21 protein-coding genes are annotated in these 26,731 nt (G+C 63.1%); 10 read left to right on the top strand and 11 right to left on the bottom strand.

Annotation, left to right across the window (positions count from 1 at the left end):
- The first annotated feature begins 270 nt into the window (after nt 1-270).
- A complete protein-coding gene (locus R8871_RS17310) occupies nt 271-1,554 on the top strand; it encodes a DNA topoisomerase IB (RefSeq protein WP_246287609.1) in 1,284 nt (427 codons plus the stop codon).
- A 34-nt stretch (nt 1,555-1,588) separates the two neighbouring features.
- Here R8871_RS17310 and R8871_RS17315 read toward each other — a convergent pair whose 3' ends face one another.
- Together R8871_RS17315 and R8871_RS17320 are read right to left on the bottom strand one after the other, a co-directional pair.
- On the bottom strand, nt 1,589-1,864 hold the full coding sequence (locus tag R8871_RS17315; protein ID WP_175051546.1) for a hypothetical protein: 276 nt from the start codon (nt 1,862-1,864) through the stop codon (nt 1,589-1,591).
- An 88-nt stretch (nt 1,865-1,952) separates the two neighbouring features.
- Nucleotides 1,953-2,243, bottom strand: a complete 291-nt coding sequence (locus R8871_RS17320) for a hypothetical protein (protein WP_175051547.1) — start codon at nt 2,241-2,243, stop codon at nt 1,953-1,955.
- Between the two features lie 411 nt (nt 2,244-2,654).
- On the opposite strand from R8871_RS17320, the gene R8871_RS17325 reads away from it, so the two are divergent.
- The 3 genes from R8871_RS17325 (at nt 2,655) to R8871_RS17335 (ending at nt 5,264) form a co-directional block, all read left to right on the top strand.
- Nucleotides 2,655-3,182, top strand: coding sequence for a PRC-barrel domain-containing protein (locus tag R8871_RS17325; protein WP_175051548.1), 528 nt, complete (start codon nt 2,655-2,657; stop codon nt 3,180-3,182).
- A gap of 128 nt (nt 3,183-3,310) precedes the next feature.
- On the top strand, nt 3,311-4,645 hold the full coding sequence (locus R8871_RS17330; RefSeq protein ID WP_175051549.1) for a cation:proton antiporter: 1,335 nt from the start codon (nt 3,311-3,313) through the stop codon (nt 4,643-4,645).
- A 49-nt stretch (nt 4,646-4,694) separates the two neighbouring features.
- Nucleotides 4,695-5,264 carry an FUSC family protein gene (locus tag R8871_RS17335; protein ID WP_175051796.1) on the top strand — a complete coding sequence of 190 codons (570 nt, stop codon included), beginning with the start codon at nt 4,695-4,697 and terminating at the stop codon, nt 5,262-5,264.
- Here R8871_RS17335 and R8871_RS17340 read toward each other — a convergent pair.
- A complete protein-coding gene (locus R8871_RS17340) occupies nt 5,261-6,202 on the bottom strand; it encodes a cupin domain-containing protein (RefSeq protein ID WP_175051550.1) in 942 nt (313 codons plus the stop codon). The two genes, R8871_RS17335 and R8871_RS17340, sit on opposite strands and share 4 nt — an antisense overlap.
- A 117-nt stretch (nt 6,203-6,319) precedes the next feature.
- Here R8871_RS17340 and R8871_RS17345 point away from each other — a divergent pair, with 117 nt between their 5' ends.
- Nucleotides 6,320-6,676 carry a carboxymuconolactone decarboxylase family protein gene (locus R8871_RS17345; RefSeq protein ID WP_175051551.1) on the top strand — a complete coding sequence of 119 codons (357 nt, stop codon included), beginning with the start codon at nt 6,320-6,322 and terminating at the stop codon, nt 6,674-6,676.
- Nucleotides 6,677-6,761: 85 nt separating this feature from the next.
- Here the strand turns inward: R8871_RS17345 and R8871_RS17350 are convergent, their stop codons facing one another.
- Entirely contained in the window at nt 6,762-7,811 is a 1,050-nt protein-coding gene (locus tag R8871_RS17350) for an aldo/keto reductase (protein ID WP_175051552.1), read from the bottom strand.
- A 344-nt stretch (nt 7,812-8,155) separates the two neighbouring features.
- Between R8871_RS17350 and R8871_RS17355 the strand changes: the two genes are divergently transcribed.
- From R8871_RS17355 to pdeR, 3 genes are all read left to right on the top strand, one after another.
- Nucleotides 8,156-11,473 carry an autotransporter outer membrane beta-barrel domain-containing protein gene (locus R8871_RS17355; RefSeq protein ID WP_175051553.1) on the top strand — a complete coding sequence of 1,106 codons (3,318 nt, stop codon included), beginning with the start codon at nt 8,156-8,158 and terminating at the stop codon, nt 11,471-11,473.
- 130 nt (nt 11,474-11,603) lie between these two features.
- On the top strand, nt 11,604-16,100 hold the full coding sequence (locus R8871_RS17360; RefSeq protein WP_175051554.1) for a DEAD/DEAH box helicase: 4,497 nt from the start codon (nt 11,604-11,606) through the stop codon (nt 16,098-16,100).
- Between the two features lie 251 nt (nt 16,101-16,351).
- The gene (pdeR, locus tag R8871_RS17365) at nt 16,352-18,355 is read left to right on the top strand and encodes a cyclic di-GMP phosphodiesterase (RefSeq protein WP_175051555.1); all 2,004 of its coding nucleotides are present in this window, start codon (nt 16,352-16,354) and stop codon (nt 18,353-18,355) included.
- A gap of 86 nt (nt 18,356-18,441) precedes the next feature.
- Here pdeR and R8871_RS17370 read toward each other — a convergent pair whose 3' ends face one another.
- Both R8871_RS17370 and R8871_RS17375 read right to left on the bottom strand, forming a co-directional pair.
- The gene (locus R8871_RS17370) at nt 18,442-19,329 is read right to left on the bottom strand and encodes a crotonase/enoyl-CoA hydratase family protein (RefSeq protein WP_175051556.1); all 888 of its coding nucleotides are present in this window, start codon (nt 19,327-19,329) and stop codon (nt 18,442-18,444) included.
- A 453-nt stretch (nt 19,330-19,782) separates the two neighbouring features.
- A complete protein-coding gene (locus tag R8871_RS17375) occupies nt 19,783-21,246 on the bottom strand; it encodes a M20 family metallopeptidase (protein ID WP_154561795.1) in 1,464 nt (487 codons plus the stop codon).
- 163 nt (nt 21,247-21,409) lie between these two features.
- Between R8871_RS17375 and R8871_RS17380 the strand changes: the two genes are divergently transcribed.
- Nucleotides 21,410-21,730 carry a superinfection immunity protein gene (locus R8871_RS17380; RefSeq protein ID WP_175051557.1) on the top strand — a complete coding sequence of 107 codons (321 nt, stop codon included), beginning with the start codon at nt 21,410-21,412 and terminating at the stop codon, nt 21,728-21,730.
- Nucleotides 21,731-21,795: 65 nt separating this feature from the next.
- On the opposite strand, the gene R8871_RS17385 is transcribed toward R8871_RS17380, so the two are convergent.
- A complete protein-coding gene (locus tag R8871_RS17385) occupies nt 21,796-22,215 on the bottom strand; it encodes a winged helix-turn-helix transcriptional regulator (RefSeq protein WP_175051558.1) in 420 nt (139 codons plus the stop codon).
- Nucleotides 22,216-22,299: 84 nt separating this feature from the next.
- Here R8871_RS17385 and R8871_RS17390 point away from each other — a divergent pair, with 84 nt between their 5' ends.
- Nucleotides 22,300-22,617, top strand: a complete 318-nt coding sequence (locus tag R8871_RS17390; RefSeq protein ID WP_175051559.1) for a DMT family transporter — start codon at nt 22,300-22,302, stop codon at nt 22,615-22,617.
- A 40-nt stretch (nt 22,618-22,657) separates the two neighbouring features.
- Here R8871_RS17390 and R8871_RS17395 read toward each other — a convergent pair whose 3' ends face one another.
- From R8871_RS17395 to R8871_RS17410, 4 genes are all read right to left on the bottom strand, one after another.
- Nucleotides 22,658-22,930, bottom strand: coding sequence for a YodC family protein (locus R8871_RS17395; RefSeq protein WP_175051560.1), 273 nt, complete (start codon nt 22,928-22,930; stop codon nt 22,658-22,660).
- 487 nt (nt 22,931-23,417) lie between these two features.
- On the bottom strand, nt 23,418-24,995 hold the full coding sequence (locus R8871_RS17400; protein ID WP_175051561.1) for an MFS transporter: 1,578 nt from the start codon (nt 24,993-24,995) through the stop codon (nt 23,418-23,420).
- Between the two features lie 30 nt (nt 24,996-25,025).
- Nucleotides 25,026-25,664, bottom strand: a complete 639-nt coding sequence (locus R8871_RS17405; protein ID WP_175051562.1) for a TetR/AcrR family transcriptional regulator — start codon at nt 25,662-25,664, stop codon at nt 25,026-25,028.
- 63 nt (nt 25,665-25,727) lie between these two features.
- Complete coding sequence (locus R8871_RS17410; protein ID WP_175051563.1) at nt 25,728-26,570, bottom strand: isocitrate lyase/PEP mutase family protein; 843 nt, start codon at nt 26,568-26,570, stop codon at nt 25,728-25,730.
- Between the last annotated feature and the right edge of the window lie 161 nt (nt 26,571-26,731).

A 26,731-nucleotide genomic window follows, 5' to 3' on the forward strand; every position in this document is an offset into this window, starting at 1 on the left:
GCGACGAGATGCGCTATTTCAGAACCGCTTTAGCGTCCCTGTGCCTTGTGCCTGTCCGTTCGTTACGTTCCTGGTCAGCAAAAGACGTGCCCATGCCTGACCGCCGCCCCCAGTGCCCGTAGCAAGACCCGCGAAAACTGTTCCGCCGGCGCAATCCACCATGCGCAACGCGCGCTGCGGGCATCGCTTTTGCTCACGGCCAGTCATCGGCGCATACGCGCTTCATGCTTGAAACTTCTACCTGCAACCATGGCTGCCACGACCCATTCGATGCAACGCCGCACGGAACGCACTGGTCGCGAGGACGAGACCGTCGCCCAACAAGCGTCTCCCGCCGACATGCCGCGAGGCTTGCGCCACGCCGACGACACCAAACCCGGCTACACACGCAAGCGTGAAAAAGACGGCTTCATCTACGTCGATTCAGGCGGCAAGCGCATCGACGATGAAGATGAAATCAAACGCATCAATGCCCTCGCCATTCCGCCCGCTTACGAAGACGTCTGGATCTGTCCCGACGCGCGTGGCCATATCCAGGCAACGGGCCGCGACGCACGCGGCCGCAAGCAATACCGGTATCACCCGCGCTGGCGCGAGACACGCGACGCCGACAAGTACGAACGCATGGCAGAGTTCGGTCGCGCGTTACCGAAAATCCGCGCGCGCGTCGCACGCGACCTGAAGCTGCCGGGCATGCCGTGCGACAAAGTCGTCGCCGCGATCGTGCAGTTGCTCGATACGACGCTGATTCGCATCGGCAGTGTGGAATATGCGCGCGAGAACCAGTCGTACGGTTTGACGACGCTGCGCAAGAAGCATGTGAAGATCGAAGCCGGCCAGTTGCGCTTCAAATTTCGCGGCAAAAGCGGCATCGAGCACGACGTCACCGTGGACAACCCACGCATCAAACGCATCGTGCGCCGCTGCGCCGAACTGCCGGGCCACGACCTGTTCCAGTACCTCGACGAAGACGGCACACGCCGCACGGTCGGGTCAGCCGACATCAACGACTATCTGCGCCGCGCGAGCGACGCCGACTTCACCGCGAAGGACTATCGGACGTGGGCCGGCAGCGTCTACGCGTTGGCCGCGCTGCGGCGGCTGGTGTGCAGCAGCGCAACGGAGGCGCGCCGGCATGTCGTTGCGACCGTCAAGGATGTGGCGGCGTTATTGCGCAATACCCCCGCGGTTTGCCGGCGCTGCTACATCCATCCGGCGGTGATCAGTGCGTTCGAGGCGGCGGAGTTGCAGAGCTTGCCACCCGGTCAGGCACGCCGTGGATTGAAAGTGGACGAAGTGGCGTTTGCCGCGCTGCTTGCTCATGCGGAAAAACGTGCGGCGAAGCTGGCGCGCACGGCCGGAGCCAAGGGCCGCAAGGTACGTGAGACGGCGGTGACGGACAGCATCAACGGCTCGCTCACCAGCCTGTTGAGAAAATCGCGCGTAGTGGCGCGTAAGGACGCCGTGGCGAAGTCCGGCACGCAAACCGCACGACGGTCGGCTGCGTCGCGAGAGGTCGCCGCATCGCGTGACGTCAAGCACGCGGCTCGCTGAGCAAAACTGAAGATCGCGGATCTTAGATCTGGCCTTATTGACTGGCGCCGGAGGCCGCTGAGGCCGCGCCCGGCATACTCGCCGCTTCGGTGGCCGCAGCGGCCGCCGCGCCGCTGCTCGTATCCGCCATGCTGCCGGTGGCGGCGTTGCCGTTCATTACCCCACTACTGGCCAGCGCGGAACTGGCGGCAGTGGACGTATCCGCACCAGTGCTATCGGAACGTTTGCAGCCTGCGGCAGCGGTCAATAACACCACCGCCGCCACGATGAGCGCCTGCTTGCTCGCGCTCTGTCTGGATAGATAGTTCATCTTTCTCCTCCCTCATCGGACAGGTGAATCCTCGACCGCAGGATGCGAGCTCGGATTCGCCTGTCATCGCTGTCATTCATCGCCTGCGTTATTGGCCGTTCGTGCCGCTGCTTGCGTCCGCACCCGACGTATTGGTCGAATCGCTCATCGGTTTCTTCGTCTTCGCCTTCGACTTGGACATGTGATGCATTTTCGAGCCACCGGCACTCATCGCCCCCGTAGTCGCCCCTGCGGATGCCGCATCATGTGCGGCGTTGTTGCCCGAGCCAGCGGATCCGCCTCCGCCCGCGCCGCCGTTACCGTTGCCGCCCGCTTGCGCGAAAGCGGCGCCTGACATCGCGACCAATGCCGACACTAGCAATGCCTTTGAATAGTTCATTGAAATCTCCCTAAGTGAATGGACGGCGTTTGCCGCTTGCAGCGCGAGCTTGTCCAATCCGTGCTGTTGCTCGATTCAGGCTTCGGCGTTGCCGCTCGAGATGAGCGCAGGGACTCATGCTGTCGGCGAAAGGCGCAGCAAGGGCTATGCCGCGCGATCCATTCATGACCGGGCTGAGCATTCCAACGGGCTCCGTCGCACGGTTTCAGTTGTCCTCGCCGATACTGACCAAACTATTTCAAACGCTCAGCACCTTTTACGTGCCGCTTATGTGCTGCTTAAGCGCATCGTCGGACGCATCGTTCGACCGAAGCCCGCGCCGCACCAATACCGCCTATAAAGCAGTGCCGAAAATCGAAGGAACGCCGGTTGCTCAGTTCTCCCTACATCGAACCGGTAAGGAGAAACATCATGATCAACCAGACACAAACCCAAGGCGGCATGCGGCAGGGCCAAGGTGCGCGTATCGTCGGCAAAGGCAGCGCGAGCGCCGACGGTCCCGGCCCGGACGTCATGGCGGCGGCCACCCTCGATGGCGACAAAGTGATCAGCAGCGATGGCGAAGACATCGGCAAGATCAAGGACATCATGCTCGACGTCGGCTCTGGCCGTATCGCCTACGCGGTGCTGTCGAGCGGCGGCTTTCTCGGCATTGGTGACAAACTGCTGGCGATTCCGTGGAGCGCCCTCACGCTCGATACACAAGAGAAGTGTTTCGTCCTCGACATGATCGCCGAGCGCGTGAAAAACGCACCGGGCTTCGACAAGGACCACTGGCCTGCCATGGCGGACCAGACATGGGCCACGTCGGTACATCAGTACTACGGCAGCGAGCCCTACTGGGGGCGTGATCCGTATGACCGGCGCGACGACCTGGGCGTTGGCGACATTCCCGCAGGCTCGTCGGATGCACCGGAGGCCGGCGGGCTGAAGCTGTAGATCCAGCTTCAGATCCTGTCATTCGCACACAGGTTGCGGACAGATCCGGCTCCCTGTTTCGAGCCGAATCTGCCGTGATGTGCCGGCCGCGCATGCCTCACCCGCATGCCGGCCCCAACCGGATCCTCATGCACGAAACACTGTGGTTTCTCATCGTCGGCGTCGTGCTTGTTTTTATGGGCGTGGCAGCGACGACGCTGCGGCGCCTGCCCGTTAGCGCCGCCATGTTCTACCTCGCGATCGGCTACGCCCTCGGGCCGTCCGGCATCGACCTGTTGCGCCTCGATATCGTCGCCGATGCACATTTGCTGCGAATCGTCACCGAAGTCGCGCTGCTGGTCTCCCTGTTCGCCATCGGCCTGCGTTTGCGGCTCGGCGTATTCGAGAAGCTCTGGACCGTGCCGCTGCGCCTCGGCTTCCTCGCCATGCTGGCGACCATTCCGCTGCTCACGCTGTTCGGCGTCTACGTATTGCATCTTGGCTGGGGGCCCTCGCTGCTGCTCGCGGCAATCCTCGCCCCGACCGATCCGGTGCTGGCCCATGACGTCCAGGTGCACAATCCCGGCGACCACGACCTGCTGCGCTTCGCGCTCTCCGGCGAAGGCGGCCTGAACGACGGCGTCGCACTCCCCTTCGTCATGCTCGGCCTCGCGATATGCGCGGCGCCTGCCGCTCCAGTCGGCGACGTACTGAGTTTCCAGCTCGCCGGCAGCATCGTATGGGGCGTGGTCGGCGCAATCGCGATCGGCGGCCTGCTCGGCTGGGTCACGACGCATACCGTTACCTGGCTGCGTACGCGCCATGCGCAGGCGCTCGGTCTGGAGGGCTTCTTCGCGTTGGGCCTGATCGAACTCTCGTTTGGCGCCGCGCAACTCGTACATACGTACGGCTTTCTGGCGGTGTTTGCCGCGGGCGTCGCGATGCGCCGCGCCGAGCATCGCGCGAGCGGCGGCGCTTCACCTCGCGAGGCGATCGGCACGGTCGATTCCGAAGACGTCGAAGCAACCGCGGCAAACCCGAGCAAAGCCCACGCGTTTATGACGGAGTCGGTGATGGGCTTCACGATCGAACTCGAACGCATCGCCGAGGTGGCGGTGATGGCGATGGTCGGCAATGTGCTCGCCACGTTGCAAGCACCGCTTTTCACCTGGCAGACAGCCGCACTCACGGTCGCTCTGTTCGTGCTCGTACGGCCGGTGTCAGTCGAATTGTCACTGCTGGGGTCGAGCGCGACGCCCGCACAGCGGCGTTTGATGAGCTGGTTCGGCATCCGCGGCATCGGTTCGTTTTACTACCTCGCATACGCGCTCGAACACGGTGCCGCGTCCGACGTCGTGCCGCTGGTGCCCCTCGCGCTGGCAGTCGTTGCGGCTTCGGTCGTGATTCACGGCGTCTCGGCTACGCCTCTGATGAGCTGGTACCACAGCCTGCGCAGCAGCGAAAAGCAGGATGTCCGCCGTTGACTCGCTAGAATACGAATCCCTCGTGCTGCGACAAGCTCCTCCCCATTCGATGACCGCTCCCGACGAATCAAGACGTGAAGCGCGGACGAACGCCGCCAATTCGCTGTTCGCTTTTCTTAAGGCGCTGCCGCTGGGCGACCGGCTGGCCGAAGGCAGCGTGATGGCCGCGCAGGCGGTGGCCGGCGCCAGCCTCGCCTTCGTGATCGGCCGTTGGCTGCATACGGAGCAAGCCTTCTGGGCTGCGATCACAGCGATTGCGGTCAGCCAGCACAGTTATATCGACACCCGCAATCTGTCGCGTGATCAGTTCATCGGTGCGATGGTCGGGGCCGTTTGCGGGCTTGTCGGCGCGACCCTTGGCGGTGGCTATCTTGCCGCTTACGCGGCCACGGTTGCCGCGGCGATCGTGATCTGCTGGGTGGTCAACGTGGGCAGCGCCGCGCGTCTGGGCGGCATTACGGCGACCATCATGCTGCTGGTGCCGGGCGTCGGTTCGCCGTGGGACAGGGCCTTGCTGCGCCTCGGCGAAGTGACGTTGGGCACCGTCTGCGCGCTGCTGGTGACCTTGATCATGTCGCGGATAGAGAAGCACTGGTTCGGCCGCCCCGATAAAGCCTAGCCGGATTCCTGGTCGTTCTCTTGCGGTTGACGCCGGTAACGTCCCGGCGTCGCGCCGACGCTCTGCTGAAACGCCTTGCCGAAGGCGGCTTCCGATTGATACCCCACGGCCTCGCCGATCTCCGCGGCGCTGCGCTGCGTGCGTAGCAGCAGATCGCACGCGATCGTCATACGAATCTGCGTGAGGAAGTCCATCACCGTCATACCCGCGCGCTCGTTGAAATGGCGTGCGTAAGTCGCGCGGGACATCGCCGCGCGTTCGCCGAGCTCGGCTATCGTCCACGCCCGTTCGGGGGCGCTCAGCATGCTCTGCACGGACGCACCCAGACGCGCATCGGCCAGCAGCGCCAGCACGCCTGCGCCCGATGCATTCCGTTCGCCATGCACGCGCAAGGCCATCGCGAAGAGCGCGTGGCTCAATGCCGTGACGATCGCGAGCGCGCCGGGCTGACGTTGTTCGGCTTCGGTTCGCATTAGCGCGATCACCGTCTGCAACGCGCCGAGCGTTTGCACGCCGCCGAGCGATACATGCAAGGGATCCGGCAGCGCGTTGAGCAGCAACGCCGAGGAGCCGGGCGCGTAGACGAACCGGCCGCATAGAAGATCGAGATCGGCACTGCCCGGGTGCTCACCATTGCGGCGCAACGGCAGCATGCCGTCATGACTCAACGTCAGCGGCGCGGTGGCCGTTGCCCGCCCGATATCGCGCACCCGATGCGCGGCGCCACGCGGGAACAGCATGAAATCCCCCGCGTGCAGCGCAAGCTGCGCGCCACCCGCAGTCTCAACGACGCATTCGCCGTCCAGCACCAGATGAAACGGTGCAATGCCGGCCTCCATCGGCGTGTGATCGATGTCGAAGCCCCCAGTGAGCAGGCAACGCAGATCGAGGCTGGCTTGCGGCCGGGCGAGGTCGATCAGTCGGCTGAGCGTATCCATGAGACGGTCGCGCTAAAAGTTGAGCGAATCGAGTATTCAGGATATCGCGGCACAGCGCAATACTTTGCCTAACGACACCGGCACCCGCCGGGGCGTCACAAACCAAGGAGCACTGTCATGTTGAACTGGATCGACTACCGCAAAGAACTGTTCGGCCGCATCGGCGAAATCGCCAAACTGTCGCCGGATACGGTGAAGGCCTATCAGACCATGTCGAGCGCGGGCCAGAAGGCCGACCTTCTCGGCGCGAAGACGCGCGAGCTGATTTCGCTCGCGGTGGCCGTGAGCTTGCGATGCGACGGCTGTATTACCGTGCACACCGCTGAAGCGCTGAAACACGGCGCGACACGTGAAGAGATCGCCGAAGCGCTCGGCGTGGCAGTCGCGATGAACGCGGGCGCGACCATGGTGTACTCGGCACGCACGATGGACGCCGTCGCCGCTTATCAGGCGGACAGCAAGCCAGCAGCGTGAGGCGCGCGGTGTAGCGACGTGATGGCACGCCGTTACACCATTCACCCACGACTTATCCGGCGCGCGCCGCAGCCCGCACCTGGCGTTACGCCGGATGACGCGCCTCTTGAAGCTGCTTGCGGCGCACCTCGCCCTGACGTTCCAGCATCCAGCCCGGGTACTCAGCCGGCAGCGTGCTGACCTTATCGAGCTTCGCAAGCTCATCGGCGGTTAACGTGACCTCCGTGGCGGCAATGTTGTCGTCGAGTTGCTCGACTTTCTTCGCGCCGACGATCACCGAGCTCACCACGCGTTGATGCAGCAGCCACGCAAGCGCGATCTGCGCCACGGACACTTTCTTCGTTTCCGCGATATCGCGCATCACGTCGATACAGTCATAAGCGCGCTCGCGATTGACCGGCGGGAAATCGAATGTCGTGCGACGGCTGCCCGCCTCGCCCTGCTGCTCGCGTCCATATTTGCCGCTCAGCAAGCCGCCCGCGAGCGGACTCCATACCATCAGTCCAAGCCCTTCGCTGTGCAGCATCGGCACGAGTTCGCGTTCGAGATCGCGGCCCGCCAGCGTGTAGTACGCCTGTAGCGATTCAAAGCGCGCGAGGCCGAGACGCTCCGCAATGCCCAGCGCCTTCGCGATCTGCCACGCGGCCCAGTTCGACACGCCGACATAGCGCACATGGCCATGCTGAACCAGCGTGTCGAGCGCGCGCACGGTTTCTTCAATCGGCGTGGCCGGATCGAAACCGTGGATCTGATACAGGTCGACGTGATCGAGTTGCAGGCGCTTCAGGCTCGCCTTGATCCCGTCGATGATGTGATAGCGCGACGCGCCACGCGCGTTTGGAAACTCCGCCGTCTGACCGAAAACTTTGGTTGCGACGACAACCTTGTCGCGCGGCACTTTCAGGTTCTTCAACGCCTGACCGGTGATCTGTTCGGACAGGCCATCGGCATAAACGTCGGCCGTGTCGATGAAATTGATGCCCGCGTCGAGCGCCCGGCCGACCAGCCGCTCCGCGTCCCCCTGCTGCAGATCGCCGATCTGCTTCCAGATGCCCTCGCCACCGCCGAAGGTCATCGTGCCCAGGCACAGCTCCGAAACAAACACACCGGTACGGCCTAACTGGTTGTATCGCATCGTCGAAACTCCATCGTGGATTCGTGGATCGGTGAGCCGTACAGAGTACTGCACCTGGCAAATTTCGGCAGGGCCCGGCGCGAGTCCCGGTCAATCGGCCGGCGAACGAATGTTTCAAACCACTTACGGTTCGCGCAGTAGTTACCGCAGCGCTTTTTTCGGTTCGGAAAAAATGCCTTCTCCTGCCAGGAGCGAGGCTCCATGCGGGTCTCCGGCAAGCGTCGGCGATGCGCAACATATTCGTAATGCTATGCCGGAGTCATTTGGAAAGTTTCGGTAAGGCGTGTATAAGTCGGACCATTCCGCTCTCGTATGGTGCAGTGCCTTTAACAAGGACCGTGCGTATGAAGAAGAAGAAAAGGTTTGGAATCGGCCTCGGCAGCGTTGTGCTGCTCACAAAGGCATTCACCCCTTCCGCGATGGCCGCGTGCAGCAATACCGCACCGCCGAGCAACACCACAGTCACCTGCACGGGCAGCGGCCTTGCCGCCGTCATTGCGCAAACCGGCAGCACCGGTGTGACGATCAATGCAGACAGCACCGCCTCCGGCAGCTTCGTGCACAGCACCAATGCAGTTGTCTTCAGCGTCGACACCAACAGCACGATCAATAGCAGCGGCAACCTGTCATTGACAGGCGGCGGCGGTACGGGCACCGCACGCGGCGCCGTGTTGCTCGGCGTGGGCAACGGCAATCAGATCACCAATGCGAGCGGCGCGGTCATCACCACGACCGGCGCCTTCAACGACGGCATGGCCGCCAACGGCAGCGGCAACACGCTGATCAATCGCGGCTCGATCACCACCAGCGGCCCCAACGCATACGGCATGACGGCCGCGTGGGGACAAACGAACGTCGGCCAGTTGAACAACACGTTGATCAACAGCGGCAGCGTGACGACCTCGGGCAGCAACGCGCGCGCGGCATCGATTCTGGGCGGCAGCGGCACCATCAACAACAGCGGCACGTTGACTACCACGGGCTCGGCCAGTCCAACCGCTTATCTGCAGGGCAATAACGACCAGTTGATCAACAGCGGCACGATAAGCGCGAGCGGCAGCGGTTCGGATGCGGTGTTTTCCAACACCGCGGGATCGAGCTTCGTGGCGACGATCCAGAACCTCGCGGGTGGCAGCATCATCAGCCAGAACGGCTCCGGCATCCGCACGCTCAACGGCAACAGCACCATCATCAATGCCGGGCTCGTGCAGAGCGGCATCGGCACGGCCATCACGATGGGCAACGGTAACGATTCGCTGATTCTGCAAACCGGTTCGGTGATCAACGGTACGGCCGACGGCGGCGCAGGATCGAATACGGTGACCTTGCAAGGCTCGGGCACCGCGTCGAACGCGTTTACCAACTTTCAGACCTTGCTGATGCAAGGCGCGCTGTGGAACTGGACCGGCAGCGGGACCTTCACGCTCGCGCATGTGCAAACCGGCACGCTCAATCTCACCGGCACGTTAGGCGCGAGTGCAACAGCGCTCGTCGATAGCGGCGCGACCTTGCAGGCGACCGCGCAGAATCTGCCCTCCACCGTGACCGACAACGGACTCGTGCGGTTTGCCCAGGATAGTGCGGGCACCTACACTGGATCGATCAGCGGCACAGGCGCAGTCGACAAAACCGGTGCCGGCGTGTTGACGCTTGCACCGGCTGCGGCGAGCGGCAACACCTACTCGGGTGGCACGACGATCGATCAAGGCACCATCGCCGCCGGTGCGGACAATGCGCTCGGCGCGAGCACGGGCGGCCTCACGTTCAACACCGGCACGCTGCAATTGACAACGAGCTTCGACCTCGCCGGCACGCGCGCCATCACCTTGGCCGCGGGCGGCGGCACGATCGATACGCAATCGTTCAATACCACGCTCTCCCAGGCGGTGAGCGGACCCGGCGCGTTGACGAAAGCCGGCAGCGGCAGCTTGCTGATGACCGGCGTGAGCACCTATAGCGGCGCAACGACGGTCGCGGCGGGCACCCTCGCAATCGGCGACGCCACTCATGCCAGCGCCGCGCTGACGGGCGGCGGCGCCACCACGGTGGCCTCGGGCGCGACGCTCGGCGGCTATGGCAGCGTAACGGGCGCGGTCACGAATAACGGCACGCTCGCGGTGGCGAATGCATTGCCGTCGTTTGCCAGCGCGGTCAACGGCGCCTTTTCGATCAACGGTTCGCTCGTGAATGCCGGACTCGTGCAGATCGGCGGCCCTGCTGCAGGCGGTGTGGGCAACCGCTTGAATGTGACGGGCAACTACACCGGCCAGGACGGCACCATCGGCCTGAACACGGTCGTCGCCGGCGACGGCGCGGCGTCCGATCGCCTCGTGCTGAGCGGCGGAACGGCGACTGGCTCAACGCATCTGCAAGTCACGAACGTCGGCGGCCAGGGCGCACAAACGGTAGCGGACGGCATTCAGGTGATTCAGGCGACCAACGGCGCCACCACCGCCGCGAGCGCTTTTACGCTGGCCGCGCCGGTGAAGGCCGGTGCGTATTCCTACTATCTCGCCAAAGGCGGTGTGAGCAACGGCACGACGGACAATTGGTATCTGCGCAATACGGTTGCGCCGCTGCCGCCCGCAACCACACCCGGCCAGCCGGTCACGACGCCGGGCGCCCCTGGCGAGACCGGCGTGCCGATTGCGGCCGAGGGCACGCCACCCTTGCCTCCCGCGCCGCCTGCGGGCTCGGCCGCCACGCCGCTGTATCGCGTCGAAGTGCCGGTGTACGCCGCAGCGCCCGGCGTCGCGCGTGAACTCGGCCTGATGCAGATCGATACGTTTCATGACCGGCAAGGCGATCAGGCCTTGTTGAGCGAAAGCGGCAAACTACCTGCCGCATGGGGTCGCGTGTGGGGCGGCCATAGCGTGTTGAGCCAGAACGGCGCGGTCAGTCCGCAATTCGACGGCTCCGTGTATGGCATCCAGGCCGGGCAAGATCTCTACGCGGATCGCAGCGCGAGCGGTCAGCGCAATCACTACGGTTTGTTCGTCGGCTTTGCGCGGGCCACCGGCGACGTCGACGGCTTCGCGCTCGGCATGCCCAATCTCGCCGTCGGCCACCTGGCGATCAATGCATACAGCCTCGGCGGCTACTGGACGCATATCGGCCCGAGCGGCTGGTACACGGACGCCGTGCTGATGGGAAGTTCGCTGACCGTCGATCCGGTCTCGCGCGACGGCCTCAATACGACGACACATGGCAACGCAGTGACCGGTTCGCTCGAAGGCGGTCTGCCGATTCCGCTCGGCGCGGGGCTCACGCTCGAGCCGCAAGCGCAACTCGTGTGGCAGCACCTCTCGCTGTCCGATTTCAACGATGGCGTATCGAGCGTTGGCTTCAATAGCGGCAATACTTTCGTCGGACGAATCGGCGCACGCCTGCAAGCTCAGTTCGATGCCTTCGCGATCGCCTGGCGGCCCTATCTGCGCGTCAGTTTCCTGCGCGAATTCGGCTCCGACGACAAAGTCACCTTCGGCGGCGGGACCGTGATTCCGGGCACCGTCGGGCAAACGGCGGCGCAACTCGGCGCGGGCGTGGTCGGCAAATTCAGCACGTCGGGCAGCGTGTTCGCGACGCTCGGCTGGGTGACGAATCTGGGTGGCGCGCACCAGAGAACGGTGACGGGCGACGCAGGCGTGCGCTGGGTCTGGTAGTTCTGCACCGGACTGTGCTGCCGCTTTATTTCGCGCGATAGCCGCCACCCAGGCATCGGCAAAACCGCCGAAAACCTGCCAGACTGATCATTGATCCTCGAAACGGGCCGGCGCTTGCCGTCCTCTGGATATGGCACATCGCGTCCCCATCTATGCCGGCATGACTTCGTCCTCGACATCCACCGCCGCGTTAGACGAGCGCCCTGATTCTTCGGGCGTCGATCCAGCATTGCGGGCGACTTCAGACGCTGCGCCGGCCCACGCTTCGGGTACCTTCACGCCCGGCGCGCTGGATGACTTCCATCCGGCAGTGGCCAGCTGGTTCCTGAAGACCTTCCCCGCCCCCACCGACGCCCAGGCTGCCGCCTGGCCGCAGATTCGCAGCGGGCGCTCGACCCTGGTGGCCGCGCCCACCGGTTCGGGCAAAACCCTCACCGCCTTCCTGTCCGCGCTCGACGAACTCGTCCAGCAGGGCCTCGCCAACGGCGGCACATTGCCCGACGAAACCCTGGTGGTCTATGTCTCGCCGTTAAAAGCGCTTTCCAACGATATCCGCATCAATCTGCAAGTGCCCTTGCAAGGCATCGCCACGGAGCTTGAGGCGCGCGGCCTGCCGCCGCTCGACATCCGCACCGCGGTGCGCACAGGCGACACCACGCAGCAGGAGCGCAGCGCGCTGAAAAAACGCGCGCCGCATATTCTCGTCACCACGCCGGAATCGCTATACGTCCTGCTCGGTTCGGATTCCGGCCGACGCATGCTGTCGACGGTGCGCACGGTGATCGTTGACGAAATTCATGCGCTTGCCGGCAGCAAGCGCGGCAGTCATCTGGCGCTCAGTCTCGAACGGCTCGACGCGCTATGTCAGCGGCGCCTGCCACGAATCGGCCTGTCGGCGACGCAAAAACCCGTCAGCGCGGTCGCGCGCTTTCTGGTGGGCGGCGCCAGCATTGAAAGCGACATCCCGGCGGACTGCGCGATCGTCGACGTAGGCCACATTCGCGAGCGCGATCTCGCGCTGGAGATTCCGCCCGTGCCGCTCGAAGCGGTCATGCCGAACGAAGTGTGGGAGCGCGTATACGATCGCCTCGCCGAATTGATCGCGATGCATCGCACCACGCTGATTTTCGTCAACACGCGCCGCATGGCCGAACGCGCGGCGCGTCATCTGACCGAGCGGCTCGGCAAGGACGCAGTCGCCGCGCATCATGGCAGTCTCGCCAAGGAGCATCGCTTCGACGCCGAGCAGCGCCTGAAACGCGGCGAGTTGCGGGTGCTGATCGCGACCGCTTCGCTGGAACTCGGCATCGATATCGGCGATGTCGATCTGGTCTGCCAGATGGGTTCGCCGCGCGCGATCGCGCCGTTCCTGCAACGCGTGGGACGCTCGGGCCACCATGTGGGCGGCATGCCGAAGGGCCGGCTCTTTCCGGCTTCGCGCGACGATCTGATCGAGTGCGCCGCGCTGCTTGATTGCGTGCGGCGTGGCGAACTCGACGCGTTGCGGATTCCGCGCGCGCCGCTCGATGTGCTGGCACAACAGATCGTGGCCGAGGTGTCGAGCGCCGAATGGAGCGAAGACGCACTGTTCGAGATGCTACGGCGCGCGGCCCCCTACGCGGGCCTCGAACGCGAGCAATACGACGCCGTGCTGCGCATGCTCGCTGAAGGCTATACCAGCCGCAACGGACCGCGTGGCGCCTATATTCATCGCGACGTGGTGAGCGGCACCTTGCGCGGCCGGCGCGGCGGCAAACTGGTCGCCGTGACCTCAGGCGGCACGATTCCCGAGAACGCCGACTATGCGGTGGTGCTCGAACCGCAGGCGATCAATATCGGCACCGTCAACGAGGATTTCGCCGTCGAGAGTCTGGCTGGCGACGTGTTCCAGCTCGGCAATGCGTCATACCGGATTCTGCGGATCGAGAGCGGCCGCGTGCGGGTCGAGGACGCGCAGGGGCAGCCGCCGAATATTCCGTTCTGGCTCGGCGAGGCGCCGGGGCGCAGCGATGAACTGTCGTTCGGCGTAGCACGCTTGCGTGAGCAGATCGGGCGCCTGCTCGATGGGGAAGAGCCCATGACGGTGCGCATCCAACGCGCAATCGACTGGCTCGTCGACACCCTCGGCCTCGACGAAGCCGCCGCGCGGCAGATCGCCGACTATCTCGCCCGCGCACGCGCCGCACTCGGCGTGCTGCCGACGCAAAACACGCTCGTGATGGAGCGCTTCTTCGACGAATCCGGCGGCACACAACTCGTGATCCATGCGCCCTTCGGCAGTCGTGTGAACCGCGCGTGGGGCCTCGCGTTGCGCAAACGTTTTTGCCGGACCTTCAACTTCGAACTGCAGGCCGCCGCCACCGAAGACGCGATCATCCTCTCGCTGACCGGCAGCCATTCCTTCGTACTCGACGAAGTATGGCGATACCTCCATTCGAACAGTGCCGAGCATCTGCTGATCCAGGCGCTACTCGACGCGCCGCTCTTTGGCGTGCGCTGGCGCTGGAACGCGACCACCTCGCTCGGCCTGCCGCGTTATACCGGCGGGCGCAAAACCCCGCCGCAATTGCAGCGCATGCGTAGCGAAGATCTGCTGGCCAGCGTGTTTCCCGAACAGGCCGCGTGCCTGGAAAACATCGTCGGCGAGCGCGAATTGCCGCGTCATCCCTTAGTGGACCAAACCGTCGACGATTGCCTGCACGACGCGATGGATAGCGAAAGCTGGATCGCCTTGCTGCGTCGTATCGAACAGGGCGAGGTGCAACTGATCGCCCGCGATCTGCCGGCGCCCTCGCCGCTTGCCGCCGAAATCCTCACCGCCAAGCCCTACGCCTATCTCGACGATGCGCCGATCGAAGAGCGCCGCACGCAAGCCGTGCAGAACCGCCGCTGGACCGATCCGTCCAGCGCCGACGACCTCGGCGCACTCGATGCCGACGCGATCGACAGCGTACGCGACGAGGCATGGCCGCAGGCGCGCACCGCCGACGAGATGCACGAAGCGCTAACAGGTCTCGCCTGCATCACCGAGGCCGAAGCGCGCAGTGTCGAAGGCTGGCCGGCATGGCTCGCGTCGCTTGCCGAATCCGGCCGCGCGACCCGCCTGCGGATTGCCGCCGACGCCGCGCTGTGGCTGCCCGCCGAGCGCCTGACCTGTTTCCAGGCGCTCTACCCTGACGCCCGGTTTGAACCGCCGCTCACCGCACCGAAGGGCTACACCGATACCTGGAGCGCCGACGACGCCCTGCTCGACGTGCTGCGCGCCCGGCTCACCGGCTTTGGCCCGCTGCCTGTGCGTGCGATCGCACAGGCACTGAGCTTGCCCGCAACGTCGGTCGAACACACGCTGACGCGCCTCGAAGCGGAAGGCTATGTGATGCGCGGCCGCTTCTCGCCCGGCGCAACCGAAGAAGAATGGTGCGAACGTCATCTGCTTGCGCGGATTCACCGTTACACGGTCAAACGCTTGCGACGTGAAATCGAGCCGGTGGAACGGCACGACTTCATGCGGTTTCTGTTCGAGTGGCAGCATTTAACGCCTGACACCCGCAGCGAAGGACGCGACGCGTTAGCCGCCGTTCTCGACCAGATGGAGGGTTTTCAGGCCGCGGCGGGCGCATGGGAAGAAGATATTCTGCCAGCGCGCGTAAAGGCGTACGCGAACATTTCGCTCGACGAACTATGCCGCGCCGGCAAGATCGTGTGGACCCGCCTGACCGAGCGGGCACGCGGTGCAACGGGACCGGTACGCAGCACGCCGATCGTGCTCCTGCCGCGCGCACAGGTACGCATCTGGCGTGCGCTGATCGACCCGTCGAAGCAACCGGAGCTATCGGCGCGCGCGCAGAGTGTCCATGACACGTTATCCCAGCATGGCGCGATGTTCTTCGATGAATTGCTCACCGAAGTACACGGCTTGCGCATGGAACTGGAAAACGCGCTGGGCGAACTGGTTGCGGCGGGCCTCGTGAATTCCGACAGTTTCGCCGGCTTGCGGGCGTTGTTGAAACCCGTCGCCAAACGCAGTGCTTATTCCAGTAGCCGGCGGGTCAGGTCGAGTGCATTGATCGGAGGAATGGACGACGCCGGGCGCTGGGCTCTCGTCAGCCGGCAACCCGTTGTTGCTGCAACCGAAGCCTCGCCGGCACGCCGTCAACAATTGCCCGCCGAAGTACTCGAGCATGTCGCCATGACGTTGCTACGCCGTTATGGCGTGGTGTTCTGGCGTTTGCTCGAACGCGAGGCCGAGTGGCTGCCGCCATGGCGGGACCTGTTGCGCGTGTTTCAACGGCTCGAAGCGCGCGGCGTCATTCGCGGCGGGCGATTCGTGAATGGCCTCGCCGGCGAACAGTTTGCTTTACCGGAAGCCATTCCAATCTTGCGCGAAGTTCGACGGCATGCGAACGATGGTGCTTTTGTGTGTGTCGCAGGAACCGATCCTTTGAATCTGGCCGGTACGTTGCTGGTGGGTGAACGTGTGCCTGCTGTTGCCGGGAATCGCGTTCTCTATCGCGATGGAATCGTTATCGCGACGCTGGTTGCGGGGATTTTCTGGTTTGACCCCTCGGTGGAAGCGATTCCCATAGAGCGGGAACACACCCGAAGCGCGTTGACCAGGCGGTTTTGAGGCAGTCCTGAGCTAATTGCGCGGCAGTTTAATGCGCTTTAATGCGGTTTCTATGCAATTTCGAGGCTTCAAGCCGGTGCGTACGCCAAAACAAAAGTCTTAAGACGAAGGCCATCACGACCGTTAATGTTTATAGGCCCGAACGCCAGCCGCTTCGCTACAATGGGGGTCAGTCTTTAAGTATGATGAAGACTGTTTGCCGCCGCCCCACCCTTTATGGTTGGCTCATCGGCACACCGCCCGGGGATTTCATGAACGACGACCAACACGATCAGGTGCTGTTTGCCCAGTTCGGCACAAGCAGCCCTTGCTGGCGTCTGTCGAACGACAGCAACGCGCTGGAACTCACGCCCGTCACCGGTGACGTGCCGGCTAATGTCGCCATTCCGCTGAATCCCCAACAGGCCTCGCAAATCCGCTGCCTCACCGGCATCACCTCGCACCTCGTTCTCGACGTACGGCTGTTCGGCGAACCGCTGCGCCTGCATCTCGTCGGCAAAAAACTCGCCAGCAATACCTGGGCAGGCACCGCTTCGGCCTACGACGATACGGAGTCCGTCGCACGCGACCTCGTCCACGGTCTCTCTTTCGCCGAACAGGTCGTCTCCGAAGTCAATTCGGTCGTGGTCATCGTCGACAGGCACGGTCGAATACAGCGCTTCAACCGTCTTGCCGAGGAACTCACCGGGGTCAAGGAAGAAGACATCGTCGGCCGCAATGTGTGGGCGCTGTTTATGAGCACCGAGTCCGGCGCGGCGTCGAGCCAGAACATCACGGGGTTCTTCAATCGCGGCGTCTCGTACGAAGTCGAGCGGCGCGTGAAAACCCTTCGCGGCGAACGGCTATTCCTGTTTCGCAACAAGTTCGTTCAAAGCGGCAGCGGCGTCGAAGAACAGTTTCTGATCTGCTCCGGCACCGACATCACCGAAGAGCGGCTCGCTCAGGAGCGTCTCACCGAACTGGCGAACACCGATTCGCTCACCGGTCTCGCCAATCGCAACGCGATCCAGGACAAGATCAGAGCGGCGATCGAAGCGGCTGCCCCACGTGAATCGGTCGGCGTGCTGTTCCTCGATCTCGACAACTTCAAGAAGGTCAACGACCACTACGGCCATGTCTTCGGCGACCGGCTGATCCGCGATGTGTCGTCGGCCATCAGTACGTGCCTGAACGAAGGCGACGTGCTTGCGCGCCTTGGCGGCGACGAGTTCATCGTGCTCGCCGCCCAGGGCACCGCCCACGATCTGGAAGCCACCGCGCAGTGCATTCTCGAGCGCATGCGCACGCCGTTCAGCCTGGGGCTCGTCGAGGTCTACACCGGCTGCTCGATCGGCATCGCGCGCTATCCGGAACACGGCAACGACCTCGAATCGCTGATCCGTTCGGCGGACACGGCCATGTACGTTGCCAAAGACGAAGGCAAGCGTACCTACCGCGTGTTCTCGCCCGACATGAACCGCAAGGTCGCCGAGTACATGTGGCTCGACACCAACCTGCGTCGCGGTCTCGAAGAGGGCCAGCTGACGCTGCACTACCAACCCAAACTCGTACTCGCCACCGGCGCGGTGCAGGGCGTGGAGGCGCTGGTCCGCTGGAACTCGCCGGAGCGCGGCCAGATCATGCCAGTGGAATTCATTCGCTATGCGGAAGAATCCGGGCTGATCGGCGTGCTCGGCCGCTGGGTCATGGAAACGGCCGCGAAGCAGGCGGCCAAATGGAAGGCGGACGGCTACAACCTGCGCATCGCGATCAATGTGTCGGCACGGCAACTCGTGGACACGGCCGTAGTGCGGCATTTCAGCGAAGCGCTGCAGCGCGCGAACCTCGATCCGTGTCTGATCGACCTGGAACTCACCGAGAGTTGCCTGATCGAGGACGAAGCGGCGGCAATCGATCTGATCAAGCAGTTCCGCCAGCTCGGCGCGCAGGTTCATTTGGACGACTTCGGCACCGGCTATTCGTCGCTCTCGCAGTTGGGCCGCATTCCGCTCGACGTCATCAAGCTCGATCGCAGTTTCGTCCGTTCGATCAATGCCGACACCAAAGCGCAAGCACTCGTGCGCTCCATGGTCGTGGTCGCGCAGGAACTGAATTTCAAGGTGGTCGCCGAAGGCATCGAAACCGAATCGGAAGAAGTGTTCATGAGGGGGCTGGGCGTCGAGTACGTACAGGGCTTCCTGTACGGTCAGGCCATGCCGGTCGCGGAATTCGAACGCTGGTTGCAGGACAGGCAGAAGCTCAGACTGATTGCCTGAGCTTCCAGGCGCCCGAAAAGCACGTCCCCCGGGGAGATTGAGGGACACGCCCGCTGCCGCTCGATAGGGTCGAGACTCTGAGCGATTCAGGCGAAATTGGCCGCGCTGGAGGCCGTCTGGCGCAGGTTCGAAGTACGGCGATTCTGCAGCATCACCAGCCGCTCCATAAAGACGAGGTCCTTCTCCTCGATCGTGAACGCGGCATCCACCCAGTCTTCGGTAATTTCCATCAGCTCGGCGCGCGAGAGTTGCAGCACCCGTTGGCGCGCCCGCAGCATCGCGCGGATCCCGTTCATCTTCGGCCGAAGCGTATCGATGAAGGTGCGCGTCGCCATATAGGCGTCGCCCGGCTCGAACAGCTGATCGACCAGTCCCTTGCCGTAGTGCCACTCCGCCGTGTGCGACTCGCCCATGCCGATCAGTTCTTCGGCCAGACGCATCCCGACCTTGCGCGCGACCAGCGAATAGCCGCCCATGCCTGGGAACAGATTGAATGCGATCTCCGGAAAGCCCATGCGAGCGTCGTTCTGCGCCAGCAGGAAATGATGCGCAAGGGCCGCTTCGAACCCTCCCCCAAGCGCCGTGCCCTCCACCATCGCTATCGAAATTGCCCCCGTATCGAAACCGCGCGCCGCCGCATGCACGCAATCGACGCAGGCGCGCGCATACGCCATCAACGCCTGACGCTTGCCGGAGCGAATCGTGTCGGCGAAGAAATCGAGGTCGCCCCCGACGTTGAACATGGTTGGAATCAACGAGCCGGTCACCCAGAAGTCGATTGGCAAACCGGATTCCCGTGCTGCCTGCGCGAGACCCAGAATGTCATGCACCAGATCGAGATTGAAACAGGGACGCGGCTGCGCCCGCAGCATCATCCACATGATGTTGCGGCCTTCTTCATAGTAGGCGGAGACTTGCGACAAATTGCCGGCTTCAAGGAACGGGCGGCAGGCGTGGTGGTTATGCAGATTCATTTTGAACGGTCCTTTTAAAGTTAAACACTGGCATAGCAATGCGAGCCTAAAGCAGACCGGAATCGGATGGGAGCGGGGTAACCAACAGATGAATGCAACACGCGCGTAAAGCCCCGCCAGACGGCGCTCTGCGGGGAGGCGAACGGATGGGTAAAAGATCCTGCGGACGCAAACGCTTGCGCACTGAGGAAGGGCGAAATTAGCCCGCAAATGGGCATCCGGCCGCAATAAATTAGCGAACGAACAAAGCTTGAATTTCTTGCCGGATTCGAAAGGAAAAGAAATAGTCTTCGATTAGGTAATGCAATCGAAAATATAGCTTGTAGAGGCTTGTTTTTTATTTGTGGGCTAACAGACGGACTATTCAATCCGCATAATCAAACGCGGGCGCCCCGGGGCGCCCGCTAATTCGCCTGCTACGTTATTGCAGGCAAGCTCAAGGCGAAACACTCATCACGGCGCGGCCGCGATCACCTGAGCAACGGCTGCAGTGAGCTTCTTGCCATACGGCACGTGCAGGAACTCGTTCGGTCCGTGTGCGTTCGACTTCGGCCCCAGCACGCCACACACCATGAACTGCGACTTCGGGAAGCCCGACTTCAATACGTTCATCAACGGGATCGTGCCGCCCTGCCCCATATAGGCAACGTCCGCGCCGTAGTGCGTGCGCGACGCGTCGTTGAGCGCGGTGGCAAGCCACGGTGCGAGATCGGGCGCGCTCCAGCCGCTCGCGGCGCCGGCGTCCGGTTTGAAGGTGACCTTGGCGTTGTACGGCGGATCGAATTCGAGCAACGCCTTCAGTTCGGCGACAGCCTTTTCCGCTTCGATCAGCGGCGGCAGGCGCAGCGACAGCTTGAATGCCGTGCGCGGGCGCAGCACGTTGCCGGCGTCGGCAAGCGCCGGCAAGCCGGCCGCGCCGGTCACCGACAACGATGGACGCCATGTCGAGTTGAGCAAGGCTTCCTGCGGATCGGTCGTGGTGGGCAGCACCTGACGGCCGTCCTGGCCGCACGCCCACGGCAGCTTCTTCCAGACGTCGTCGCCAAGAATCTGCGCGGTCGCTTCTGCTTCGCGCAGGCGATCCGCCGGAATCTGAACGTGGAAACCCTTCGGCAACAGGGTGCCGTTAGCGGAGTCTTCGAGACGGTCGAACAGTTGCCGCATGATGCGGAAGCTCGACGGCGCGATGCCGCCGTAACCTCCCGAGTGAATGCCTTCGTCGAGCACCTGGACTTCGAGGTCGCCGGCAACGAGACCGCGCAACGACGTAGTGAGCCACAGTTGATCGTAGTTGCCCGCACCCGAGTCGAGGCACACCACAAGCCCGACTTTGCCGAGCCGTTCGCGCAATGCGTCGACGTACGGCAGCAGATCGTAGCTGCCCGATTCCTCGCAGGTTTCGATCAGGCCGACACAGCGCGGACGCTCGATGCCTTGCGCGTCCAGCGCGGCGAGTGCCGTGATGCTCGCGTAGATCGCGTAGCCGTCGTCGGCGCCGCCGCGGCCGTACAGCTTGTCGTTTTCGAGCTTCGGCGTCCAGGGGCCGAGGTCGTTGCGCCAGCCGTCGAATTCAGGCTGCTTGTCGAGGTGGCCGTACAGGACAATGGTTTCTTCGCTGCCCGATCGGGTCGCGGCCGTTTCGAAGAAAATCACCGGCGTGCGGCCCGGCAAGCGGATCACTTCGAGTTTCAGGCCACGCACGGGTTGCTGTTCGGCCCACTGCGCCGCGTCGGTAATCACGCGCTCGAGATAGCCGTGCTTGACCCACTCGGGGTCGAACGCCGGACTCTTGGCCGGCACGGCGATGTAGTCCGTGAGCGCAGGAACAATCTCGTCATTCCATTTACGGTCTACGAATTCACGTAGCGTGTCCTGGTTGATGCGCTGGGTCTGCTGGGTCGTATCGTCGGAGATCATGGTGGCGGTCCGTGGCGGTTCTGTTCAGTCGAAACGTCCATGATAGTCCTGATGCGCGACGCGCTGAACCCCCTCGCCTCGCATGCGGTTTCAGAGCGACGCAGCGCAAAGAAAACAATCGCGCGACAATCGGGGGATAGATCGCGTACTGAGGAGCCAGGCTATGGGTGGCAACGTCGTGGTACAGGCCATCGCCGCGGTGCTCGCGCTGGCGCTGTATTTTCTGCCGAGCATTCTTGCGGACCGGCGCAAGCGTCATGACGTGCTGACGCTTGCGCTCTTCAACGCGTGCCTCGGTTGGACCGGCTTTGGCTGGCTGCTCGCCCTCTACTGGTCGCTACAGCCCAACCCACCGAAGAACGTGGCCGGCGAAGTGGTCGAGACGCGCAAGATCGTGCGGATGCGTGCGTTTTCATCGGCGCTTCTGGTGCGCGTGCAAAGGCGGTCTGCGGCGCGTGATCGCCCGGAAAACAAGCAGCCTTGATTTCAACAACGATCTTATGCAGCAACTTCAGGTAGTAACTTCACGTAGCAACTTCAGACAGCAAACTAGCGGTGCGTTTGCTGCCGCGCGTCATAGCGCTCACGCGCGGCGTCGAGTTCAGCCGCGTTTTCCTCGGCCCAATGATCGAGCGTCACCAGCGCGTCACTGAGCGTTCGCCCCAGATCGCTCAACCGATACTCCACGTGCGCCACCGCGCCCGGCTGCTCCTCGCGGATCACTAGCCCGTTACGCTCGAGTTCCTTGAGCGTCTGCGTCAGCACCTTTTGTGAAATGCCGCCGATCTTGCGCAGCAACGCGTTATTGCGCATCGGGCCGGGCAGCAGCGCCGGCATGATCAGCAACGTCCACTTTCCCGCGATCAGTTCGAGCGCGAGGCGCGACGAACAGGCGGCGTCGAAAACGTCACCGCGATAGGGCTGTTCGGTCGAGGCGAGGGACGCGTTGGCGGGCTCGGGAAATGCCATGGTTACCAGTGGGTAAGTAATGGTGAGCGCATCACTATAGCCCTAAGCTGGCCGCTCATTCACCACTCACCGATGGGGCTCACGATGGCATGGCTCATTCTGCTCGCCGCAAGCGCGGTCGAAATCCTGATGGCGTTGGCGTTGAAATATGCAAACGGATGGACACGCCTGTGGCCGAGCATCGGCGGCGTTGCGGCCGCGCTCGGCAGTGTGTTTCTCCTGACGCTGGCGATGAAGCATTTGCCGGCCGGTACGGCCTACGTGGTATGGACAGGGATCGGATCTTTTGGCATCACGGTGCTTGGCGTGATGCTGTTCAACGATCCGGTTTCGACACCCCGCGTGATCTGCATGACCTTGATCGTGCTGTCAGTGGCGGGATTGAAACTGATCGATGGATAAACCGGCTTGCGGGGCGAGTACGTGCGCCGGGCCGCTTCTCTCAGGCCGCCCGGCCCATTCTGCCCCACGTCACCGAGCCGGCGGGAATCGAGCGCGGCTCAGCCCGCACGCTCTCGTGCGCGAACATCTCGCGGCGCAGTTCGCCATGCTCGTCGAACCACTCGCAAATCAGCCAGTCGCCCGGATTGAGCGCCACCGGTCCCGCATACGTCACCGTCATGCGCGGACCACCTTCCTTCAGCGTGACGACATCGCCGACATTGAAGCGTGCGGCTGCCGGTGTTTCGAATACGTCAATGGTAGCGGTCAGCATATTCAATCCCCTACGGAACCCGTTGAGCGGAATAAAGTCATCGCACCGTGCTTTGCAACATAGAACCCTGCCGAATGAAAACTCTAAAAAGTTGGCCAAGATTAACAATCGAAATTAACTACGGCAAGCGCTTTTTATTGATACCGTTTTCATTGGGACTGGAATAGGTTTGCCGTCCCGACAGTCGATGGGTAAAGCCTGGGAAAACCCTCTATAACGACGCCAGGCCACCACCCGTGCGGCATTGCACGATCGCAAAACTTACGGCGGCAAACCCGGTCCGCAAGTAGAAAATGCGCACTGGATTTGTCATATCTAAACTGCCACCGACAAACCCGATTCGGGTTTATTCCGATCACTCACACTCGGAATTACCTATGAACGGGAAACTCATCGGTAAATGCACCCACTCCAAAAACCAGTTTTGTTTAAAGTGCATAATAGTTTTTAGCGACCACCGTTGAAAACGATCTCGCGCCCGCTATTTTCAAACCGGCTGTGCTGCCCGGCGCAATGCAAGTTGCTGATGCCGCACCAGCAACACGCTCAAACCGATACAAACGAACATCAGACACGCGTTGATCGCAAGGCTGTACTGGAACGCGTGCGCATAGACAGCCGGCGTGTCGCGGCCACCGATCACACCGAAAAATGCGCCGCTAATAGCTGCCGTGCCGAACGCCGAGCCGATCTGCAAAGTCGACGACACCACGCCCGAGGCAAGCCCCGCCTTCTCCGGCGCGACTTCCAGCAGCACGATGCGCATGATCGACGGCAGGAGCAGACCGTGACCGACGCCCGCGCACACCAATCCGCAATAGAACAGCAGATCAGGCGTAGCAGCATGGGTCGCGGACCAGCCCGTGACCGTGAAGCCGACGGTCATCATCGAGAAACCGAGCGCCAGCACATGACCGCCGATGCGCCTGACAACCGCGGGCGACGTCAACGGCCCGATCACGAAGCCGATCGCGAACGGCATGATCGCCATGCCCGAGGCGAGCGGCGTCCAATGCAGGCCGGTTTGCAGGAAGATCCCATAGGTCAGGAAAAACGCGCTGTTGCAGTAGAACAGGAACGCGAGCACGAGACCTAAGGCAAAGGCCGGGTTGCGGAACAATTGCAGATCCACCAGAGGATGGCCGCCGCCGCGCTCCACGCGCCGCTCGGTCGCCACGAATAGCGCGAACACGGGAACTGCCAGCGCGAACATCACGAAGGTCCACGCGGGCCAGCCGGCTTCACGGCCGTGCGTCATCGGATAGATGACCAGCAGCAGCACCATCGAGAGCAGCGCGACGCCCTTCAGGTCGATGCCGGTGTTGGTGGCCGGCTGATTTTCCGGCACGAACTTCCACGTACCGATGAAGGCCACGATGCCGATTGGAATGTTGATCAGAAAAATGATGCGCCAGTCGAGTCCGAACGGGTGATAGGTGATCAGCGCGCCGCCGCCCAGTTGTCCGACGATCGACGAAAGACCGAAGACGAACCCATAGAGGCTCATGACCTTGGTCTGCCGATGCAGCGGCACGACCGCGCGGATGGTGGCCAGCACTTGCGGCGCCATGACCGCGGCGGCGATGCCCTGCACGATCCGCGAGATCACCAGCATATGGCCGCTGGTGGCGAAACCGCACAGCGCCGAGGCCACCACGAAGGCCGCCATGCCCGTCATGAACATGCGACGCCGGCCAAAGAGATCGCCGAGACGCCCGCCCGTGATCAGCAGCACAGCATAAGCGGATGCATAGGCGGACACCACGAGTTGCAATTGGGCATCGGTGGCGTTCAGGCCGGTGTGAATCGACGGCAGCGCGAGGTTGACGATGAAATAGTCGAGCGGCGCGAGGAAGGCGCCGACGAACAGCACGGCGAGCGCGAGCCCCTGGCGCTCGAAGCCGGACGCGGCTTTTGCAGCGCTGGTGGCCTTCGTTCCGGTGGCAACCCCGGTGGCAGCCCCGCCGGCCGCCACCGCACCCACGCCTGGACAAACAGCGGCGGCGGCTCCGCCTGCCGGTCCACCAAATGCCGCCGGAGCGGACTTGATCGGATCTCTATTCATGACCGTTCGTTCAAAAATTAGGTAAAAAAATTAGACGAGCGCGCGCATGGCGACGTCCACGATTCCGATCAGCGCATCTTCCTTGTGGGCGACTCGCCCCAATACGCGCAGTCCTTGCATCACGCACAGGAGGAAATCGCCAACGGCTTTTTCGTCGAGTGTGGAATTGAAGGCGCCGCTCGCCTGGCCGCGAATCACCGAGGCCGCCAGAAGCGTCGCCATGCGGCGCTGAATCGCCGCGACGCGGGTGCGCAGTTCCTCGTCCCCGGGTTGCATCTCCAGCGTGGTGTTGGTGATGAAGCAGCTGCGCTCGCCGGTCAGCGCGCATGCGACCCGGGCGTAATGCAGCAAAGCGTTGCGCAGTGCCTCTTCCGCCGGCACCGGCGCGTTCAGCCGTTCGGCGAGCCGCGCGACCGAACCTTCCGCGTAGTGATCGAGCGCGGCGAGCATGATGCCGTGCTTGTCGCCAAATACCCCGTACAGACTGCCCCTCAACAGGCCGGTCGCCTTGCAGAGGTCGTCGATCGAGGTGGCGTGATAGCCGTGATTCCAGAAAACCTGGCTCGCGCTGCTTAAGACGGTGTCCGTGTCGAACTCGCGCGGCCGCCCCCGAGGGCAGGCCTCACCGTCTTTTTTCGCGAATTGCTTCGAATTGCCAGATTGCTTCATGTGACGGATATTATGACTAACCGTTCAAGAAAGCAAGGCGAGATTCGAAACGGGTATGGCCGTCTATTTGCCCCACTTCTGCGCGGCGCTCGTGAAGAGCTGGTTCATCTCATTGCCGCTGGCGGCTTCTTTCGTGTAGTTGAAGGTGCCGTGATCGCGCATTTCGTGCGCGGCGCGCAGAAATGCCCCCAAGGCCGCGCGCGCCAACGAGCCGCCCACGCTGACTCGCCGCACACCCAGCGCCTGCAGATCCTCGAAACTGAGCAGCACACCCTGCAAGCCCATCAGCACATTGACCGGCCGGTCAAGCGAGCTGACCACCGCAGCGATCTCCTCGCGCGTCTTCAGGCCGGGCGCGTAAAGCACGTCAGCCCCAGCCTCCTGGTAAGCCTGCAGACGCCGGATCGTGTCGTCGAGATCGGGCCTGCCCGCCAGGTAATTCTCGGCACGCGCCGTCAGCGTGAAGGGAAACGGCAGACCCCGCGCCGCGACAACTGCTGCGCGCACCCGCTCCACGGCAACGTCAAACGAGTAGATCGGTTCGTCCGCACGACCGGTTGCATCCTCGATCGAGCCGCCGACTACGCCCGCAGCCGCCGCCTGGATGATCGTCTCGGCGCAGTCTTCCGGGGCGTCGCCGAAGCCGTTTTCCAGATCGGCGCTGACTGGCAAATCGGTCGCACCCGCGATTTCGGCGAGGTGCACCATCATCTGCTCGCGGCCAATGGCGTTATCCGGCAGGCCACGCGAAAACGCATAGCCTGCGCTACTGGTGGCGAGCGCCTTGAAACCAGTCAGCGCGAGTAGCCGCGCAGTACCGATGTCCCAAGGGTTCGGGATGATGAAGGCCTCGCCCTCTGTGTGATAAGACTGGAATTGCCGTGCTTTTTCGGTTTGCGTTGTCATCGACCGTCCCATTGAAGACGGCGACCCGCGTTTGCGCCCACGCGCTGCCGGATCGTCGTCGTGTGTTCGTTAAATGGCAAACAAGCAGCAAATGAAGGAAATGTACGGAGAGTGACAGCCAGCGGTCTCGCTACCCCCGCCAGCCAGCCCTTCATCTCTCC

Source organism: Paraburkholderia sediminicola (assembly GCF_902859805.1).
Lineage (GTDB): Bacteria > Pseudomonadota > Gammaproteobacteria > Burkholderiales > Burkholderiaceae > Paraburkholderia > Paraburkholderia sediminicola.